Here is a 17,048-nt window from a genome sequence, read left to right on the forward strand (position 1 = left end):
GTGTTCGGCGCCGAGCAACCTCGCGCTCAGCCGAGCGTCGTCGGCAGCTCCGCGTCTCCCTCGCCCGGCGCGGCTCCCAGGACGTGCTCCGCGAGGAACGCGAGCACCACCTGGTACCAGACCTTCGCGTGCTGCGGCTGGAGGACCCAGTGGTTCTCGTCCGGGTAGTAGAGGAACCGGTGGACGCTCTCCCCGGAGGGCCCGGCGGGCAGGCCGGACCTCTCGAGCAGCTCGTACCAGAGCCGCAGCCCCTCCCCGATCGGGACCCGGTAGTCCTTGTCGCCGTGGATGACGAGCATCGGCGTGACGATGTCGCCCACGAACCGGTGCGGGCTGTTCTCCAGTGCCATCTCGTCCGTCATCTCGCGGGCCCAGTAGTACGCGTGGTCGGTCGTGGGGCCGAACTGGTCGAGCGCCCACAGGCTCGCGTGCGTGACGATCGCGCGGAAGCGGTCCGTGTGGCCCGCGACCCAGTTCGCCATGTACCCGCCGAACGACCCGCCCATCGCGGCGGTGCGCGTCGCGTCGACGTCGGTCCGTGCCTCGACCGCGTCGGTGATCGCGAGCAGGTCCGTGTACGGGGCCTTGCCCCACGCGCCCCACCCGCGCTGGACGAAGTCCTGCCCGTACCCGGTCGACAGCGCCGGGTCCGGCAGCAGCACCGCGTACCCGCGCGCGACCATCAGCCACGGGTTCCAGCGCCAGCTCCACGCGTTCCACGACCCCAGAGGGCCGCCGTGGATCCACAGCAGCAGCGGCGCCGGGTTCTCGGCCGACGCCCCGTGCGGGAGGGCGAGCCACCCGCGCACGCGGACGTCGTCCGCCGCGGCCGTCTCGACGTCGACGAGCGTGCCCGGCAGGTCAGGGGTCGCGACGGGACCGCGCAGCGGCGTCGCCGGGACGGGGGTGCGCGCGCCCGCGGCGCCGGAGTCGAGGAACGCCCCGAGGTCGACCCGCACGGGGTGCGACGGCTCGAGGTAGCTCGTGCGCAGCGCGTACAGGGTGCGGCCGTCGGCGGCGACCTGGAGGTCGGTGAACACGGCGTCGTCGCTCGTCACCCGCTCGGCGGTGCCGTTCTCGGTGGCCCCGTCCGGCGCGAAGGCGACGAGGAAGACCGGCCCGCGACCGTCGTCGTCGGCCGTGACGAGCAGGCCGGAGCCGTCGGGGAGCCAGCGCAGCGACGTGGGCCAGCGGTCCCAGTGCCGCACGAGCGTGCGGGGCGTCGCGTGGTTCTCGGCGCGCGTCGTCGCCGAGTCGTCGTGGCCCTCCGCCGCGCCCGCGGGGCCGTCCGGCGCGTGCAGCGGCACGACGGCGAGGCTCTCCTCCGGCGCCTGGTGCGGCGTCGAGATCGTCTCGCGCACGAACGCGACCCACGCGCCGTCGGGCGAGATGCGCGGCCAGTGCGCCTCGGCGCGCGGCTCGTCCACGAGGGTGCGGCGCGCCCCCGTCGCGGTGTCGATCGCGACGAGCGTGTTGCGCACCTGCGGGCCCGGACCGGCGACCTGCCACGTGGTGACGAGAGTCGTGCCGTCCGCGGACAGGTCCGCCGCGTGCTCGTGCAGCGCACGGCCGGGGGCGGCGCTCCCCTCGGCGCCGCGGCTCACGTCGCGCAGGTCGAGCAGCCGCGGGTCGTGCTCCGCGGGGGCGTCCTCGCCCTCGGCCACGGGGAGCGGCTGCGCGGGCTCGTCGACGAGGGTCGTGAGGTCACCGACGAACCGGTGCGCCTCGTCCGGGCCGCGGTCGTGGTCCCACTGCCGCACGGGGTACGCGGTGTGGAGGATCGCCGCGACCTTGGCGTCCTTGCGCGCCTTCCGGAGCTCGCCGTCGTGCGTGAGGTCGCGCGCGCTCGGGAGCACCGGCGCCGCGACGGACACGACCGGGGCGTCCGCGGCGGCGAGCGGACCGCTCACGCCCGCGGGCGCCGTCGCGACCACGCGCGCCTCGCCGCCCGACGCGGGCAGGAGCCACAGCGCGGACGTCGGGTCGTCGTCGGACCCGGCGTCGGGGTCGGGCCGCGCCGAGGTGAAGAGCACGTCGCCCGCGGCCGTGAACGTCGCGCTCGACTCGCCCTTCGTGCTGCGCGTCAGCCGACGCGCGGGGGCGTGGCCCGCCGGGTCGACCTCCCACAGCGCCGTGCGGTACCCGGTGCGCTGCGCGTCGAGCGTCTGGACGGTGGTGACGAGGCGCGTCCCGTCGGGCGACAGCGCCAGCCCGCCGACGCGCGGGATCGCGAGGTAGCGGTCGAGGTCGTGGAACGGCGTCGGGCTGCCGGACGACGGGTCGGTGCCGGGCGGGTCCGGCGGGACGGAGGTTCCGGGCGTGGCGGCGTCGTTACTCACCCGTACGTCCTATCACGTCGCCCCGGCTCCCCCGCCACCCGCCGAACACGGGGTTGCTGTCGTTATCCCGTCGATAACGACAGCAACCCCGTGCTCGACGTGGCGCAACCTCGTGCTCGGCCGACGGCGGTGGGCGCGGGCGGCCGCGGTCCCGCCGTCCACAGGACCCAGAACCCTGCGGACCGTCCACGGCCCGACGCGCAGCGGCGGCACGACGAGCCCGGCTCCTGGTCGGATCGCCGGGTGCGCACGCTCACCGCCGTCCCGTCCGAGCTCCTCTCCGTCGCCGAGCGCCAGGCCGGTCTCGTCTCCGCCGCGCAGTGCGACGAGCACGGCGTCACCGCGCACCGCCGGTCGCGCCTCGTCGACCAGGGGCGGTGGCGCCGTCCGACGCGCGGCGTCTTCGAGACGACGCCGGGTCCGCCCGACCCGTCGGACCCGCGGTCGTACGACCGTCGCCGGCGGCGCGCGGCCTGGCTCGCGCTCCTCGCCTACGGGCCGGACGCGATCGCGGTCGGTCCGTGCGCCCTGGTCCTGCTCGGTGTCCAGGGCGTCAGCCCGCGCGTCGTCCCGCAGGCGACGCTCCCCGGAGCGCGGGGCACGCTGTCGCGCGACGGGATCCACCTGCGTCAGTTCGACGACGGCATGACGGTCGTGCGGGTCGAGGGCCGGCTCGTCGCGACCCCTGACTGGGCGCTCGCGTAGTCCGTCCCCGAGTCGGGCCGTCGTCGTGCCGTGGCGGCGATGGACAGCGCGGGCCACCTCGGGCTGCTCGACGCCGAGGGCCTGGCCCGGGCCCACGACCTCGCGCGGGGGAGGCGGGGCGTCGCGCGGACGCACGCGTGGTGGTCCGAGCACGACGCGCGGGCCGAGTCGCCGCTCGAGACGTTCGCCCGCCTCGAGTGCGCGGACGCAGGTCTCGCGCCCGACGAGCTCCAGGTCGAGGTGTTCGACGACGGCCGCTTCCTCGGCCGCGGGGATCTGGGGTGGCGGCTGCCGCAGGGTCGGTGGCTGATCGCCGAGATGGACGGCGTGGACGTGCACGGGGCGCCGGACGCGCTCCTGCGGGACCGGTCGCGCCAGAACGCGCTCGTGAGCCACGGCGGCGTGGAGCTCCTGCGCTTCACGGGTCGGGATCTCGCGACCCCGGGCACGAGCCGCCCGGGACGCATGACCACGGCGCTGCGTCGGCACCTCGGCCGAACCCGAGGTTCCGCGGTCTCGAGCACGGGGTTGATGTCGTGATCGGCGGGATGACGACATCAACCCCGTGCTCGGCGGGGAGGGGGTCAGTCGTCGCGCTCGGACATCCGCGCGAGCATCGCGTTGTACTCCTCGAGCTCGGCGTCGCCGTCGCGGTCGGCCTGACGGTCGCGACGCTTGGCCTCGCGCTCGTCGGAGCGGGTCCACATGACCGCGACGACGATCGCGAGGACCAGCGTCGGGAGCTCGCCGATGCCCCACGCGACGCCGCCGCCGCGCTGCTGGTCGGCGATCGCGCTCGGGCCCCAGTCGCGGCCGAGGAGGCCGAACCACTCGGGCACGAGCAGCACCTCGCCCGACGTGAGGGCGACGCCGAAGAACGCGTGGAACGCCATCGTCGCGAACAGCAGGAGGAGCCGCTGCGGGTACGGCGGGCGGTGCGGCCCGGGGTCGATCCCGACGAGCGCGTTCGCGAACAGGTACCCGGCGAGCGTGAAGTGCAGGAGCATCGCGAGGTGCCCGGCGTACGTCGTGAGCGCGTACTCGAACGCGGGCGTGTAGTAGAAGACGATCATCGAGCCGGCGAAGTTCACCGCGGCGACGATCGGGTTCGCGAAGAACTGCCCGACGCGCGACGTCACGACGGCGAGGACCCACTCGCGGGGCCCGCGCGACCCGTCCTTGCGCGGCGGGACGGCCCGCACGAGCAGCGTCACGGGCGCGGCGAGCACGAGGAAGATCGGCACCACCATCGCGAGGATCATGTGCTGGACCATGTGCGCGCTGAACAGCACGTGCCCGTACATGGCCGGGCCGCCCGACGTCACCCAGAAGAGGACGACGACGCCGACGCACCACGACACGGTGCGCCCCACGGACCACGAGTCGCCGCGCCGCGCGAGGCGGCGCACCCAGCGCAGGTAGACGACGAGCGCTGCGACGCACGCGAACGCGGGCAGCAGGTCCCAGCGCCACTCGGTGAACCAGCGCGCGAGCGTCGGCTCGGGCGGCAGCGCGTGCCCCGTGACCTGGTACGCGGCGGACGTGTCGAGCGGCTCCTCCTGCGGCACCGGCGGCGCGGTGGACCCGAGCGCGACGGCGACGCCGGAGACCGCGCCCATGATCGCGAGCTCGACGGCGACGAGGCGCCAGAACAGCCAGCGCGTGCCCTCCGCGGCCGTGCCCTTCGTCCCCGTGGACGACGACCCGCCCCCGGCAGAGCCCGCCGCCGGGGTGCGTCCCCCGGCCGGGCGACCGACCGCCGTCGGGCCGGCGAGACGCCGCACGACGAGCTCGCGGTGCGCGAAGCCGACGGCCCCGAGGACGAGCAGGAGCGCGACCTTGGTGAGCAGGAGCACGCCGTAGTCGGTGGTCAGGCCGGCGAGCGTGTCGATGCGGATGCTCGCGTTCGCGACGCCCGACACGGCGACGGCGACGTAGCACCACAGCGCGATCGCGGAGTAGCGCGCGACGGACGTCGCGAACGCCGCCCGGTCGAGGCCGCCGCGCACCCGCACGACGGCGAGCGTGCCGAGGCCGCCGACCCACAGCGCCGCGCCGCCGAGGTGGAGGAACATCGAGGAGACCGCGAGCTCGTGGCTCACCGCGCCCGCGGCGTGGCCCGTGTTGGCCTGCATCGCGAGGGCGACGAGCGCGAGCGCGGCCGTCCACATCGCGCCGGTCGCGCCGCGCACGGCGAGCGCCGCGGCCGACGTCAGCGCCGCCACGACGACGATCGCCAGGTAGTTGCGCCCGAGGCTGACCTGCGAGACGAACAGGCCGAGCTGGTCGCCGAACGTGGCCGCCGTGACGGGTGTGCCCGAGATCGAGGAGTAGCGCAGCACGACCTGCACGACGGCGAGCACGGCCCACGTGGCCGACGCCGCGCCCGCGACGCCGAGGGCCTTGCGCACGGGCGTGCCGGCGGGCAGCACGCACGCCGCGAGGACGAGCGAGCCGAGGGTCACCGCGACGGCGAGCTCGGTGAGGACCGTGACGACGGGCGTGCCGAGGCGCGCGAGGGCGCCGGGGTCGGGGAACCCGACGGGCACGGTGAACGCGGAGGAGAACGCCCCGGCGGCGAGCACGGCGACGATCGCGACGACGACGGCGAGCGGCCCGGCGAGGACCAGCCACCACGGGTTCGCGGGTCGGGAGTCCGACGGCGCGCGGCGCAGGGCAGTGGTGGTCACCCGTCCAGGGTATCGAGGTTGCGAGCCCCTCCGGACCGGCCCCGGAGGCCGCTCGCCGGCCCCCGCGGAGGCCGCCGAGGGCGGCGCCGGGGGTGCACGGCGGGCGTCGGGTGGGGACCTCTCCCCACCCGGACCTGTGGATCGCGCCCCGTCCGGCGGGGCACCCGCTGGCATACTGGGCCGGGTTCGCCGGGGGCTCGCGACGCTCCGTCCGCCCTCGGCCGCGCAGGGACCGCACCCACGACACGAGGGACGTTCGATGGCCGCAGGGCACGGCAGCATCTCCACGCAGGACCTCGACCGCGCGAGCCACCTGCTCAAGCGCGTCGGCCAGGTCTTCGACCAGCGGGTCGTCGGCCAGGAGGCGCTGCGCACCGCGCTGGTGAGCGCGCTCCTCGCGGGCGGGCACATCCTCCTGGAGTCGGTCCCGGGCCTCGCCAAGACGACGGCCGCCCAGACGCTCGCCGCGGCGATCGACGGCTCGTTCCACCGCATCCAGTGCACGCCGGACCTCATGCCGAACGACATCGTCGGCACGCAGATCTTCAACTACGCGACGGGCGAGTTCACGACGCAGCTCGGCCCGGTGCACGCGAACGTCGTGCTGCTCGACGAGATCAACCGCTCGTCGGCCAAGACGCAGTCCGCGATGCTCGAGGCGATGCAGGAGAAGCAGACGTCGATCGGCGGCGAGAACTACGCGCTGCCGGACCCGTTCATGGTGCTCGCGACGCAGAACCCCATCGAGGAGGAGGGCACCTACGTGCTGCCCGAGGCCCAGATGGACCGCTTCCTCATGAAGGAGGTGCTCACCTACCCGACCCCCGCGCAGGAGCTCGAGATCCTCCAGCGGATCGCGACCGGGCAGATGACGCAACCCCTCACCGCGCAGCCGGTCTCGCTCGACGACGTCCGCTTCCTGCGCGGCCTCGTCGACGACGTCTACGTGGACGACTCGATCAAGCGGTACGTCGTCGACATCATCAACACGACGCGCTTCTCGGGCCCCCGCCCGGTCCCGGGCCTCGACCGGCACGTGCGCGTCGGGGCCTCCCCGCGCGGCGGCATCGCGCTCATGCGCGTGGGCCAGGCGCTCGCGATCCTCGCCGGTCGCGCGTTCGTCATCCCGGACGACATCAAGGCCGTGCGCTACTCGGTGCTGCGGCACCGCCTCGTGCGCACGTTCGACGCGCTCGCGAACAACGTCCCGCCGGAGCAGCTCGTGGACGCGGTGTTCGACGCCGTCCCCACGCCCTGAGCGCCCCGCCCGCCCCCGCCAGCACGCCACCAGGAAGCGCCCACGTGCCCGACGTCTCCCGTCTCGCCCAGGTCCGGGCCCGGCTCGACCTCCCGGTCGCGCGCCGGGCGTCCGGCCTGCTCGAGGGACGGCACCGCTCGGTGTTCAAGGGCCACGGGCAGGACTTCGACGACCTGCACCTGTACGCGCCCGGCGAGGACGTCGGCGACATCGACTGGAAGTCGTCGGCGCGCGCCGGGCTGCCGATCATCCGCCGGTTCGTGCGCGAGTCGAACCTCAACCTCGTGCTCGTCGTGGACACGGGCCGCACGATGGGCGCCACCGCGCCGAGCGGCGAGACGAAGGCGGAGGTCGCGAGCTTCTGCTGCGCACTCGTCGCGTACCTCGCGCGCGACCGCGGCGACCGCGTCGCGCTCGTCGCGGGCGACGCCGAGCGCCTCGTCCAGCTCCCGCCCCGCGCGAGCACGCGCGACCTCGAGGTGCTGCTGCGCACGGTCGAGGACCTGTGGCGGCCAGACGCCCCGCCGAGCGACCTGTCGCGTCCGCTCGACCGCGCGCAGACGGCGTTCCGGCGCCGCTCGCTCGTGGTCGTCGTGACCGACGAGGCACGGCCCGGACCGGAGCACGAGCAGCTCCTGCGGTCGTTGCGCGTGCGGCACGAGGTCATGGTCGTCCAGGTCGCCGACCTGTCGCCCGTGGGTGCGGCCGCCGGGCCGCGCCCGCCCGGGGACGTCGCGGACGTGGACGGCACGCTGCGCCTGCCGCCGTTCCTGCGCGGGCGGGCCGCGCTCGCCGAGTCGGCCTCCCGGGCGGTCGCCGCACGCCGCGCCGAGGTCGCCGGCCGGCTGCGCGCGCTCCAGGTGGAGGGCGTGCTCGTGGAGGGGTCGCACGACGTCGTGCAGCGGTTCGTCGAGCTCCTGGGGAGGCAGAAGCGTGCCCGTCGATGAGCTCGTCGACCCCGTGGGCTACTCGGGGTGGTGGACCGTCCTGGGGATCGTGCTGGTCCTCGCGGCGGCGGCCGTCGTGTTCCTCGTCCTCTGGCTGACGCGCGCGAGCGCGGCGGAGAAGGCCGCACCGCCGCCCGCGCCGCTCCTGCCGACCGGCCCGTACGACCCGTACGCCCCGCTGCGCGCCGAGTACGAGGGCCGCCTCGACGCCCTCGCCGAGCGGTTCCGCGCCGGCGAGCTCGACGAGCGCTCCTTGCACCTCGCGCTCTCGGCCGAGATGCGCGGCTTCGCGACGGGCCGGCTCGGCCAGGACGCGTCGTCCATGACGCTCTCGGAGATCCAGCAGCTCGCCGAGGCCGGGCGCCTCACGCAGCTCATCGCGCGGTACTACCGGCCGTCGTTCGCCGACCACGACAACGACCCCGCGGCCCGCTCGACGGACGCCGAGGACTCGATCGACCGCGCCCGGTCGGTGGTGCGCGGATGGTGACGCCCGTGCTCGCGGCGAGCGCCGCCGTCGTCCCGGGGCCGCAGGGGTCGTCGATCCTGTGGCCGTGGCTGTGGGTCGTGCTCGTCGTCGCCGTGGCCGCGGCGGGGGCGCTCGCGTGGTGGCTCGCGCGGCGTCGCCGGGCGCGCGACGCGGACGGCGACGTGCTGTGGGTCGCGAACACCGACTACCTCGCGCGCGTCCCGGCGTTCACGTCGTGGGTGCGCCGCTACCGCGCGCTGCAGGGCCTGACCGCGGCGGGGCTCCTCGTCGCCGTCGTCGGCGCGGGGGCGGTCGCCGCGCGGCCGGTCGAGACGGACGTCGTCGTCGACCGGCTCGGCACGCGCGACATCGTGCTGTGCCTCGACGTGTCGGGCTCGATGATCGAGTACGACGGCGCGGTGCTCAAGGTGTTCCAGGAGCTCGTCGACAACTTCGAGGGCGAGCGGATCGCGCTGTCCATCTTCAACTCGACGTCGCGCACGGTGTTCCCGCTGACGGACGACTACACGCTCGTCCAGGAGGAGCTCCAGGCCGGGATCGACGCGCTCGACAAGGACCCGGCGACGTTCGACTACACGGGTGGCTCCGACGACGCGGAGATCCTCGAGTACGCGCAGTTCACCGCCGGGACGACGGCCAACCTCGCGGGCGCGAGCCTCATCGGCGACGGCCTCGCGAGCTGCGCGCTCCAGTTCGACGCGGAGGACACCGAGCGTTCGCGCTCGATCATCCTCGCGACCGACAACTACGTCTCGGGAGAGCCGATCTACACGCTCCCGCAGGCGGCGGAGCTCGTCGCGTCGCGCGACATCCGGCTGCACGGCATCTTCGGCGGCTCGAAGCGCTACGAGGGCACGCCCGAGGAGAGCGAGTACCGCGACACCGTCGAGGCGGGGGGCGGGCTGTACTTCCTCGCGGACGACCCGGCCGCGGTGCAGGGCATGGTCGACGACGTCGTCGCGCAGCAGGCGGTCGAGCTCGACGCGTCGCCCGAGGTGATCGTGACGGACCGGCCCGCGGGCTGGTTCCTCGTCGCCGTCCTCGGCGTCGCGCTGCTGCTCGTCGTCGCGTGGCGGGTGAAGGAGTGACACTCCGATGACTCTCGCCGGAACGACCCTGCAGCCGCTCGTGCCCGTGTGGGCGCTCGCGCTCCTCGTGCTGCCCCTGCTCGGCCTCGCGGTGTGGCAGGCCGTCGTCGCCGGTCGCCCCGGACCGGGCGGCGCCCCGCGCGCGGGCGCACCCCGCGGGGCGTGGCTGCGCCGCGCCGGGGCCGTCGTGCTGCTGGGGATCATCGGCCTCGGGCCGTCGGTCGCGTCGACCGACCGGGACACGTCGGTCGCGAACGTCGACATGTTCTTCGTCGTCGACCGCACGGGCTCGATGGCGGCCGAGGACTACGGGCCGCAGGGCGGCCAGGAGCGGCTCGACGGCGTGCGGCACGACATCACGAGCCTCACCGAGGCGATCCCCGGGGCGCGCTACTCGATCATCTCGTTCGACTCGCAGGCGTCGCGCCAGCTCCCGCTGACGACGGACGCGCGCGCGATCACCTCCTGGGCCGACACGTTCCACCGCGAGATCACGCGCTACTCGCAGGGCTCGCTCACGGATCGGCCCCTCGACGAGCTGCGGTCGGCGCTCCAGGGCTCGGCGGAGCAGCACCCCGCGAACGTGCGGCTCGTGTTCTTCCTCAGCGACGGGGAGCAGACGGCGGAGGGCGAGCCGAGGTCGTTCGCCGACCTCGCGCCGCTCGTCGACGGCGGCGCCGTGCTCGGCTACGGCACGTCCGAGGGCGGTCGCATGAAGGAGTACGACCCCGACGTGGCGCCCGAGGACGCGGAGTACATCATCGACTGGTCGCAGCAGAGCGAGGACGGCGAGCCCGTCGAGGCGCTCTCGGTCATCGACGAGGAGACGCTCAACGCGCTCGCCGAGCAGCTCGGCGTGCCGTACGTGCACCGGCAGGAGCCGGGCGAGACGGCGTCGCTCGTCGCGGGCGTCGACCCGCAGCAGGTCGCGGCCGACGGACGCCGCGACGTCACGGCGTACCGGCCGGTCGTGTGGCCGTTCGCGCTCGCGCTCGTCGCGCTGCTCGGCGTCGAGGCGTGGTTCTGGGCCCGCTCCGCGAGCCGTTCGCTCGTGCGGCCCGCAGCGGCGACCGACGCTCCCTCCACGGGCGGCCGCCCGCCGTCGGGCGCTCCCGCCGCGGACCGGGTGGAGGTGCGCCGATGACCTGGGCCCCGCCCCCGACCCCGCCGCCCGGCTCCCGGCCGTCGCGGTCCACCGGCGCGGCCGCGTTGCGCTCCGCACGCCTGCGGCGCCGCACGTGGTGGCTGCTCGGCGCGGTGCCCGTGGTGGTCGCGCTGCTCGTCCTCGGGTTCAAGCTCGCGTTCCTCGCGCCGATCGCGGCGGCGGGCGCCGACCGCTACGCCGCGGGGGACGGCGACGGCGCGGCGGACACGTTCGGGATCCAGCGGACCTTCAACCTCGTGGAGCCGTGGAAGGCGCACTTCAACCACGGGACGGCTCTCGCGAGCACCGAGGACACCTGGGCCCTGTACGACGCGATCACGTCGCTCGACCGCGCGTACGACCTCGCGGAGAACGAGTCTCCCGAGGAGCGCTGCCTGATCCAGACCAACCTGTCGCTGACCTACGAGATCCAGGGCGACGTCGACATGGCGTACGCCGACGAGCTGGCCGCGGAGCTCGCCCTCGTCGAGGAGGCGATCGCCGCGCGCGACGCGGGCCGGCCGTACGACGAGGGCGTCCTCGACCCGTACGGGGACGGCAGCGAGGAGCCGGACCCCGCGGAGCTGCGCCAGGACGTCCAGGACTGGTACCAGTACGCGGAGCGGGAGTACGCGACGGCCGAGCAGGTCCGCGGCTGGCCGGACTGCGGGGAGTCCGAGCAGACGCCCGAGAAGGAGGAGCAGGACGCCGCCGCGACGCAGCGCCTGCAGGACAAGCAGCAGCAGGCGCGGGACGCCCAGCCCGAGAACGACGGCGGCGACACGGAGGAGGGCGAGGGCTCGGACGGCGACGAGCAGTCCGAGGCGTCCGGCGAGGGCTCCGAGGGCGGGGACCAGCAGAGCGAGGCCGAGCGCGAGGAGCAGCAGCGCCAGGAACGGCTCCAGGAGCAGGGGTCCGAGGCGCGCGAGGAGCAGGAGCGGCTCGAGCAGGAGTACCGCGACCTGTACGGCGACCAGCCCGGGAGCGGCACCGACCCGGGCGACGGCAGCGGGGGCGGCACCAAGAACTGGTGACGCCGCCCCGTTGTCCGCCCGCCTCGACGTCGGCCGGTCCGGACGCCACCCGGGGGCCGGGCCAGGCGTTGGCAGGCGGGTCCGGTCGGGCGTAGGCCAGGTCGGGTCGCCCGTGGGCCAGGCCGGGTGCCGCGGGACGGCGCGGCTCAGTCCTCGATCCCGTCCACGAGCAGCGTGCGCGGGCCGGGGCCCTCGTCGGCGAGGGCGTCGTGCGGGTTGACGAGGACGCACTTGCGCAGGGACAGGCACCCGCACCCGATGCAGTCGGTGAGGTGGTCGCGCAGGCGCGTGAGCTGCTCGATGCGCGCGTCGAGGTCCGCGTGCCAGCCGGCCGAGAGCCGGTGCCAGTCCTTCGCGGTGGGAGTGCGGTCGCCGGGCAGCGTCGCGAGCGCGGCCCGGATGCGCGCGAGCGGGATGCCGACGCGCTGGGACGCGCGCACGAACGCGACCCGGCGCAGCGTCTCGCGCGCGAAGCGCCGCTGGTTGCCGGGGGTCCGGCGGCTCGTGATGAGCCCCTCGCGCTCGTAGAAGTGCAGCGCGGACACGGTGACGCCGCTGCGCGCGGCGAGCTGGCCGACGGTGAGCTCGTCGCTCGGGGACGGGTCGGGCACGCGGGCTCCTCACCGGGCCGGCACGACGGCGTCGCACGAACCCCTTGACCTCAACATTAGTTGAGGTTCGACACTAGCAGGGCGCGCCCGGACCGGGCAGCCCGCCGTCGACGACGGCGGTCCCACCCACCACCCGAGGAGCACCCGTGGACGCCATCCGTCTGCACGCGTTCGGACCGCCCGAGAATCTCGTCCTCGACTCCGTCCCCTCCCCGCAGCCCGGCCCCGGGCAGGTCCGCGTCGCCGTCCGCGCGCACGGCGTCCACCTGCTCGACACGACGCTGCGCCGCGGCGAGGCGACGGGAGGCCCCCTCCCCCTGCCCGACCTGCCGACGATCCCCGGCCGCGAGGTCGCCGGGGTCGTGGACGTCGTCGGGCCCGGCGTCGACGCCGCGTGGCGCGGACGCCGCGTCGCGGCCCACCTCGGCGGGACGCCCGACGGCGGCGGGTACGCCCGGCTCGCCGTCGTCCCCGTCGAGGCGTTGCACCGCGTGCCCGACCACGTCACCGCACCCGAGGCGATCGCCATGATCGGCACGGGCCGTACCGCCGTCGGGATCCTCGACCTCGCGGAGATCACCGCCGCGGACACCGTTGTCGTCACCGCCGCGGCCGGCGGGCTCGGCACGCTCCTCGTGCAGAGCGCGCTCGCGGCCGGGGCCCGCGTCGTCGCGCTCGCAGGCGGTCCGGAGAAGGTCGCGCTCGTGCGCTCGCTCGCCCGCCCGGAGCACGCCGACCGGCTCGCGGCCGTCGACTACCGCGCCGACGGCTGGCTCGACGAGGCGCGGGCCGCCGTCGTGCAGCACGCTCCCGGCGGCGCCACGGTGCTGCTCGACGGCGTCGGCGGGGACGCGGGCACGGACGCCGCCACGCTCGTCGCGCCCGACGGCCGCCTCGTGCTCCACGGCTGGTCCGCGGGCGAGCCCACCCGCGCCGGTGACGTCGGCCACGGCGTCGGGAATTCCGGGGCCGGGACCGCGGCCCGCGACGTACGGTGGGCCGTGGGCCCCCAGGCCCGCCCCTGGGGAGACCTGTACGCGCTGCAGGAGCGCGCGCTCGCGCTCGCGGCGGACGGGACGTGGCGCGTCGTCACGCACCAGGTACCCCTCGCGGAGGCCGCGCGCGCCCACCGCGAGCTCGAAGCGCGCGCCACCACCGGAAAGGTCGTTCTCGTATGACGGCGAACCCTCGTGCGGTCGTCGGCGCGTCGGCGCCCGACGCGCCCGACGCGCTCGACACGCCTGGAGCGACCGGAGCACCCGACGCCGCGACCCCGGCGACCACCGACGCCGCCGCGAGCCCGGCGACCACCGACGGCGCGGCCGAGGTCGCGACCCTGGCCCCCGGCACCCAGCGCACCGTGCTGTTCGGCATGGTCGCGTTCGTGTTCCTCGGCGCGTTCGAGGCGCTCGCCGTCGCGACCGCGATGCCGACCGTGGCCGTCGCCCTCGACGGGCTCACCCTGTACACGCTCGCGTTCGCCGCGTCGCTCGCGTCGAGCGTCGTCGGCATGGTGGCGTCCGGCCGCTGGAGCGACCGCGCCGGGCCCACGACGCCCCTGTGGACCGGCATCGGCCTCTTCCTCGCCGGGCTCCTCGTCGCGGGTCTCGCGACCGACATGCTCGTGCTCGTCGCCGGCCGCGTGCTCCAGGGCGTGGGGACGGGGCTCTACATCGTGGCGCTCTACGTGCTCGTCGCGCGCGTCTTCCCCGCGGACCGCCGGCCGAAGGTCTTCGCCGCGTTCGCGGCGGCGTGGGTCGTCCCGTCGATCGTCGGGCCCGCCATCGCGGGGCTCGTCGTCGAGCACGTCGGCTGGCGCTGGGTCTTCCTCGCCGTCCCCGTCCTCGCCGTGCCCGCGCTCGTCCTCATGCGGCCCGGGATGCGCGCCGCCCGCAGCACGGGCGACGACGCCGGATCGCCCGACGCCGGGGAGCCGGCGCTCGACCGGACCGCGCGGCAGGCGTCCCTCGCCTGGGCCGTCGTCGCGGCGCTCGGGATCGGCGCGCTCAACTACGCGGGCCAGCTCCGGGGGATCGCCCTCGCGGTGCTGCTCGTGGCGGCGCTCGCGGCCGTCGCCCTCGCCGTCCCGCGCCTGCTGCCCCCCGGCACGACCCGCGCCGCGCGCGGCCTGCCGAGCGTCGTCGCGATCCGCGGCCTCGTCGCCGCGGCGTTCACGGGCGCGGAGGTGCTGCTCCCGCTGCTCCTGTCGCACGAGCGCGGGCTCGCGCCGTCGCTCGCGGGTGCCGTGCTGACGTTCGGCGCGGTGGGCTGGTCGACGGGGTCGTGGCTGCGCGGTCGCGCGACCTGGGGTCTCCAGCACGCCGGGTACGTCCGGCTGGGCGGGACGCTCGTCGCGCTCGGGATCGGCGGCGCGGCGCTGCTCGCGTGGACGGCCGTCCCGCCGGTCGTCGGCATGGTTGCGTGGACGCTCGCGGGCCTCGGCATGGGCATGACCCACCCGACGCTCTCGGTGCTCACGCTCGAGCTCTCGCCGGTCGCGGAGCAGGGCGCCAACTCCTCGGCGCTCCAGGTGTCCGACGCCGTCGCCGCCGCGACCGCGCTCGCCGTCACCGGCTCGCTCCTGTGGGCCCTGCACGCGTCGCTGGGCCTCGCGGCCTACGTCGTCTGCTTCGCCGTGACGGTGCTCCTCGCCGCGGGCGTCGCGCTCCTCGCGCCGCGCACCCGCCCGGCACTCGCGCGGTAGACCGGCGCGCGCTAGCGCGCGGCGAGGGTCTCCGCGGCCTCGGCGTAGCGGTCGAGCACGATCGCGGTGAGGCGCGGGTCCGGTGCGAGCGGCGCGGTGACGACGTCGGCGCCCGCCGCGAGCACGCGGTCGTAGAAGAACCCGGGCGCCAGGAGGTACGCCGCGACGACGACCCGGGCCCCGGGCGCGAGGGCCGCGCGCGCGGCGGCGACCGCGTCGGGCACGGTCGGCTCGGCCATCGCGCCGTACCCGACCGTGACCGGGCCCGCGTGCCGCTCGCGCAGGCCCGCGGCCAGCGTCTCCACGTCGCGCGCCGCGCCCGGCCGGCTCGACCCGGCGGCGGCGACGACCACCGCGTCGTCCGGCCGCACGCCGGCCTCCGCGAGCCGGTCGGCGAGCAGCGCGACGAGGCGCGGGTCGGGCCCGAGCGGCGTCGCCGCCGCGGCGCTGCCCGTGCCGGGCCCGCGGTCCTCGACCGCGGCTGCGACGTCGACGGCCACGTGGAAACCGGCGGACAGCAGCAGCGGCACGACGACCGCGTCGCCGGGGCGCCCGACCCCCGCCCCTGGGTCGGTGTCGCCAGGACGCGCGGCGTCCGCGACCCCCTCCTGGCCGCGCGCGACGGCCGCGGGCGTGACGACCGCCGTGACGACGTCCGCGACCTCGGGCTGCTGCACGTCGACGAACGCCTCGCGCACGTCGAGGTCGGGGCGCGCCGCCCGTACGTCGTCGAGGAGCGCGCGGATCACCTCGCGGCCCGCGGGGTCGTCGGTGCCGTGCGAGCAGCCGACGAGCACCGGCGCCGGCGCCCCGGCCCGGCGTCGGCCGCCCGGCACCTCGGCGCCGGGCGAGCCCCCCGACCGGTCGGGCCGGTCGGACGTCCCCCCGGCCCGGTCGGACGTCCCCCCGGAGGGGAAGGCCAGGATCTCCGCGCTCATGCGAGCTCCAATCGGTATCCGCGCTTGACGACGGTCTTGACGAGGTCGCGCCGGCCCGCCGCCTCGCGCAGGCGCGCGACGGCGACCTCGGCGGCGTGCGGGTCGCGCGAGTCGCCGGGCAGCACGTCGAGCACGTCGTCGCGCGTGACGACGTCGCCGCGCCGCGCGGCGAGCAGGCGCAGCACCTCGAGGCTGCTGGGCGACAGGGGCAGCACCTCGCCGTCGAGCACCGCGACGCGCGAGCGGATCTGCAGCGTCCCGGCGACGGTCGCGAGCGCGAGCGTCTCGGCGTGCTCGTAGTGGGCCACGAGCGTGCGCACGAGCGCGCCGAGCCTGCCGCGCTCGGGCTGCAGCGGGGTGACGCCGCGGTGCTCGAGCGGTCGCGCGGTGACGGGCCCGACGGCGGCCGCGACCATCGACCCGTCCTGGAACCGCTGCACCACGAGCCTGCCGACGCCGTGCTCCTCGGCCGCGCTGAGCCATGCCTCGGCGCCGGGCGCGGACGTGAACACGACGGCGTCGATCTCCCCGACCGCCGCGGTCTCGACGGACGCGCGCAGCGCCTCGGGGTCCGGCGGCGGGCCCCAGCGGTACACGACGAGGCTCGTGACCTCGGCGCCTGCCTCGGCGAACACGACGTCGAGCCCGTCGGCGCCCGCACCGTGGTGCTGGAGGGCGATGCGCAGCCCGGCGACCCCCTCGCCGAGGAGCACGTCCGCGATCTCGGCGGACGTCTCGGACTCCGCGACCCAGTCGGCCGTGAGCCCGGCGGCCTGGATCGCGCCGCGCGCCTTGGGGCCGCGCGCGACGATCCGGGCGTCGGCGAGCACCTCCAGCAGGCGGTCGGCGAGGCCGTGCACGTCCGCGGCCTCGATCCAGGACCGGAAGCCGATGCCCGTGGTGACGACCACGACGTCCGGCGGGTGCTCCACGAGGTCGCGCGTCCCGGCGAGGAGCTGGGCGTCGTCGGCGTGCGGGATCATGCTCAGCGCGGGCGCGTGGCGGACCTCCGCGCCCCGGCGGCGCAGGGCCGCGGCGAGCTCGCTCTTGCGGCGGTCCGCGGTGACGAGCACGGTGCAGCCCGCCATCGCCTGCCCGAG

At 76.0% G+C, this 17,048-nt stretch carries 15 protein-coding genes; 10 read left to right on the forward strand and 5 right to left on the reverse strand.

Annotation, left to right across the window (positions count from 1 at the left end; all coding sequences use genetic code 11):
* Nucleotides 1–26: 26 nt before the first annotated feature.
* Nucleotides 27–2,339: a prolyl oligopeptidase family serine peptidase gene (locus tag GJV82_RS06570; protein ID WP_318657366.1), complete on the reverse strand. Its 2,313-nt coding sequence runs from the start codon at nt 2,337–2,339 to the stop codon at nt 27–29.
* Between the two features lie 243 nt (nt 2,340–2,582).
* On the opposite strand from GJV82_RS06570, the gene GJV82_RS06575 reads away from it, so the two are divergent.
* Complete coding sequence (locus GJV82_RS06575; protein WP_155098668.1) at nt 2,583–3,044, forward strand: type IV toxin-antitoxin system AbiEi family antitoxin domain-containing protein; 462 nt, start codon at nt 2,583–2,585, stop codon at nt 3,042–3,044.
* A gap of 39 nt (nt 3,045–3,083) precedes the next feature.
* On the forward strand, nt 3,084–3,584 hold the full coding sequence (locus GJV82_RS06580; RefSeq protein ID WP_155098669.1) for a hypothetical protein: 501 nt from the start codon (nt 3,084–3,086) through the stop codon (nt 3,582–3,584).
* A 44-nt stretch (nt 3,585–3,628) separates the two neighbouring features.
* On the opposite strand, the gene GJV82_RS06585 is transcribed toward GJV82_RS06580, so the two are convergent.
* On the reverse strand, nt 3,629–5,734 hold the full coding sequence (locus GJV82_RS06585; protein WP_024839849.1) for a bifunctional copper resistance protein CopD/cytochrome c oxidase assembly protein: 2,106 nt from the start codon (nt 5,732–5,734) through the stop codon (nt 3,629–3,631).
* A gap of 259 nt (nt 5,735–5,993) precedes the next feature.
* Between GJV82_RS06585 and GJV82_RS06590 the strand changes: the two genes are divergently transcribed.
* From GJV82_RS06590 to GJV82_RS06615, 6 genes are read left to right on the forward strand one after another with little or no spacing between them, the layout of a single operon-like run.
* Complete coding sequence (locus GJV82_RS06590) at nt 5,994–6,992, forward strand: AAA family ATPase (RefSeq protein WP_024839850.1); 999 nt, start codon at nt 5,994–5,996, stop codon at nt 6,990–6,992.
* A gap of 44 nt (nt 6,993–7,036) precedes the next feature.
* On the forward strand, nt 7,037–7,939 hold the full coding sequence (locus GJV82_RS06595) for a DUF58 domain-containing protein (protein WP_115941726.1): 903 nt from the start codon (nt 7,037–7,039) through the stop codon (nt 7,937–7,939).
* The gene (locus tag GJV82_RS06600; protein WP_024839852.1) at nt 7,926–8,429 is read left to right on the forward strand and encodes a hypothetical protein; all 504 of its coding nucleotides are present in this window, start codon (nt 7,926–7,928) and stop codon (nt 8,427–8,429) included. Before GJV82_RS06595 ends, GJV82_RS06600 begins: the two co-directional genes overlap by 14 nt.
* Nucleotides 8,423–9,517, forward strand: a complete 1,095-nt coding sequence (locus GJV82_RS06605; RefSeq protein WP_155098670.1) for a vWA domain-containing protein — start codon at nt 8,423–8,425, stop codon at nt 9,515–9,517. The genes GJV82_RS06600 and GJV82_RS06605 overlap by 7 nt, the downstream gene beginning before the upstream one ends.
* A gap of 7 nt (nt 9,518–9,524) precedes the next feature.
* Nucleotides 9,525–10,661, forward strand: a complete 1,137-nt coding sequence (locus GJV82_RS06610) for a vWA domain-containing protein (protein WP_155098671.1) — start codon at nt 9,525–9,527, stop codon at nt 10,659–10,661.
* Nucleotides 10,658–11,695, forward strand: coding sequence for a hypothetical protein (locus GJV82_RS06615; RefSeq protein ID WP_155098672.1), 1,038 nt, complete (start codon nt 10,658–10,660; stop codon nt 11,693–11,695). Before GJV82_RS06610 ends, GJV82_RS06615 begins: the two co-directional genes overlap by 4 nt.
* Nucleotides 11,696–11,841: 146 nt before the next feature.
* Here the strand turns inward: GJV82_RS06615 and soxR are convergent, their stop codons facing one another.
* On the reverse strand, nt 11,842–12,306 hold the full coding sequence (gene soxR / locus GJV82_RS06620; RefSeq protein ID WP_024839856.1) for a redox-sensitive transcriptional activator SoxR: 465 nt from the start codon (nt 12,304–12,306) through the stop codon (nt 11,842–11,844).
* Between the two features lie 146 nt (nt 12,307–12,452).
* On the opposite strand from soxR, the gene GJV82_RS06625 reads away from it, so the two are divergent.
* Together GJV82_RS06625 and GJV82_RS06630 are read left to right on the forward strand one after the other, a co-directional pair.
* The gene (locus GJV82_RS06625) at nt 12,453–13,484 is read left to right on the forward strand and encodes an alcohol dehydrogenase catalytic domain-containing protein (protein ID WP_318657367.1); all 1,032 of its coding nucleotides are present in this window, start codon (nt 12,453–12,455) and stop codon (nt 13,482–13,484) included.
* Nucleotides 13,481–15,010 (forward strand): MFS transporter, encoded by a 1,530-nt coding sequence (locus GJV82_RS06630; protein ID WP_024839858.1) that lies wholly within the window; start codon nt 13,481–13,483, stop codon nt 15,008–15,010. The genes GJV82_RS06625 and GJV82_RS06630 overlap by 4 nt, the downstream gene beginning before the upstream one ends.
* Nucleotides 15,011–15,021: 11 nt before the next feature.
* On the opposite strand, the gene GJV82_RS06635 is transcribed toward GJV82_RS06630, so the two are convergent.
* The gene (locus tag GJV82_RS06635; protein ID WP_155098673.1) at nt 15,022–15,948 is read right to left on the reverse strand and encodes a sirohydrochlorin chelatase; all 927 of its coding nucleotides are present in this window, start codon (nt 15,946–15,948) and stop codon (nt 15,022–15,024) included.
* Nucleotides 15,945–17,036: a uroporphyrinogen-III synthase gene (locus GJV82_RS06640; protein ID WP_155098689.1), complete on the reverse strand. Its 1,092-nt coding sequence runs from the start codon at nt 17,034–17,036 to the stop codon at nt 15,945–15,947. The genes GJV82_RS06635 and GJV82_RS06640 overlap by 4 nt, the downstream gene beginning before the upstream one ends.
* Between the last annotated feature and the right edge of the window lie 12 nt (nt 17,037–17,048).

Source organism: Cellulosimicrobium composti (assembly GCF_009711085.1).
In the GTDB taxonomy this organism is placed as follows: domain Bacteria; phylum Actinomycetota; class Actinomycetes; order Actinomycetales; family Cellulomonadaceae; genus Cellulosimicrobium; species Cellulosimicrobium composti.

Coding starts and splice junctions, on each gene's coding strand:
- GJV82_RS06590 (WP_024839850.1), top strand. CDS start 5,994: ATGGCCGCAGGGCACGGCAGCATCTCCACGCAGGACCTCGACCGCGCG.
- GJV82_RS06605 (WP_155098670.1), top strand. CDS start 8,423: ATGGTGACGCCCGTGCTCGCGGCGAGCGCCGCCGTCGTCCCGGGGCCG.
- GJV82_RS06610 (WP_155098671.1), top strand. CDS start 9,525: ATGACTCTCGCCGGAACGACCCTGCAGCCGCTCGTGCCCGTGTGGGCG.
- GJV82_RS06635 (WP_155098673.1), bottom strand. CDS start 15,948: ATGAGCGCGGAGATCCTGGCCTTCCCCTCCGGGGGGACGTCCGACCGG.
- GJV82_RS06580 (WP_155098669.1), top strand. CDS start 3,084: ATGGACAGCGCGGGCCACCTCGGGCTGCTCGACGCCGAGGGCCTGGCC.
- GJV82_RS06630 (WP_024839858.1), top strand. CDS start 13,481: ATGACGGCGAACCCTCGTGCGGTCGTCGGCGCGTCGGCGCCCGACGCG.
- GJV82_RS06640 (WP_155098689.1), bottom strand. CDS start 17,036: ATGGCGGGCTGCACCGTGCTCGTCACCGCGGACCGCCGCAAGAGCGAG.
- GJV82_RS06615 (WP_155098672.1), top strand. CDS start 10,658: ATGACCTGGGCCCCGCCCCCGACCCCGCCGCCCGGCTCCCGGCCGTCG.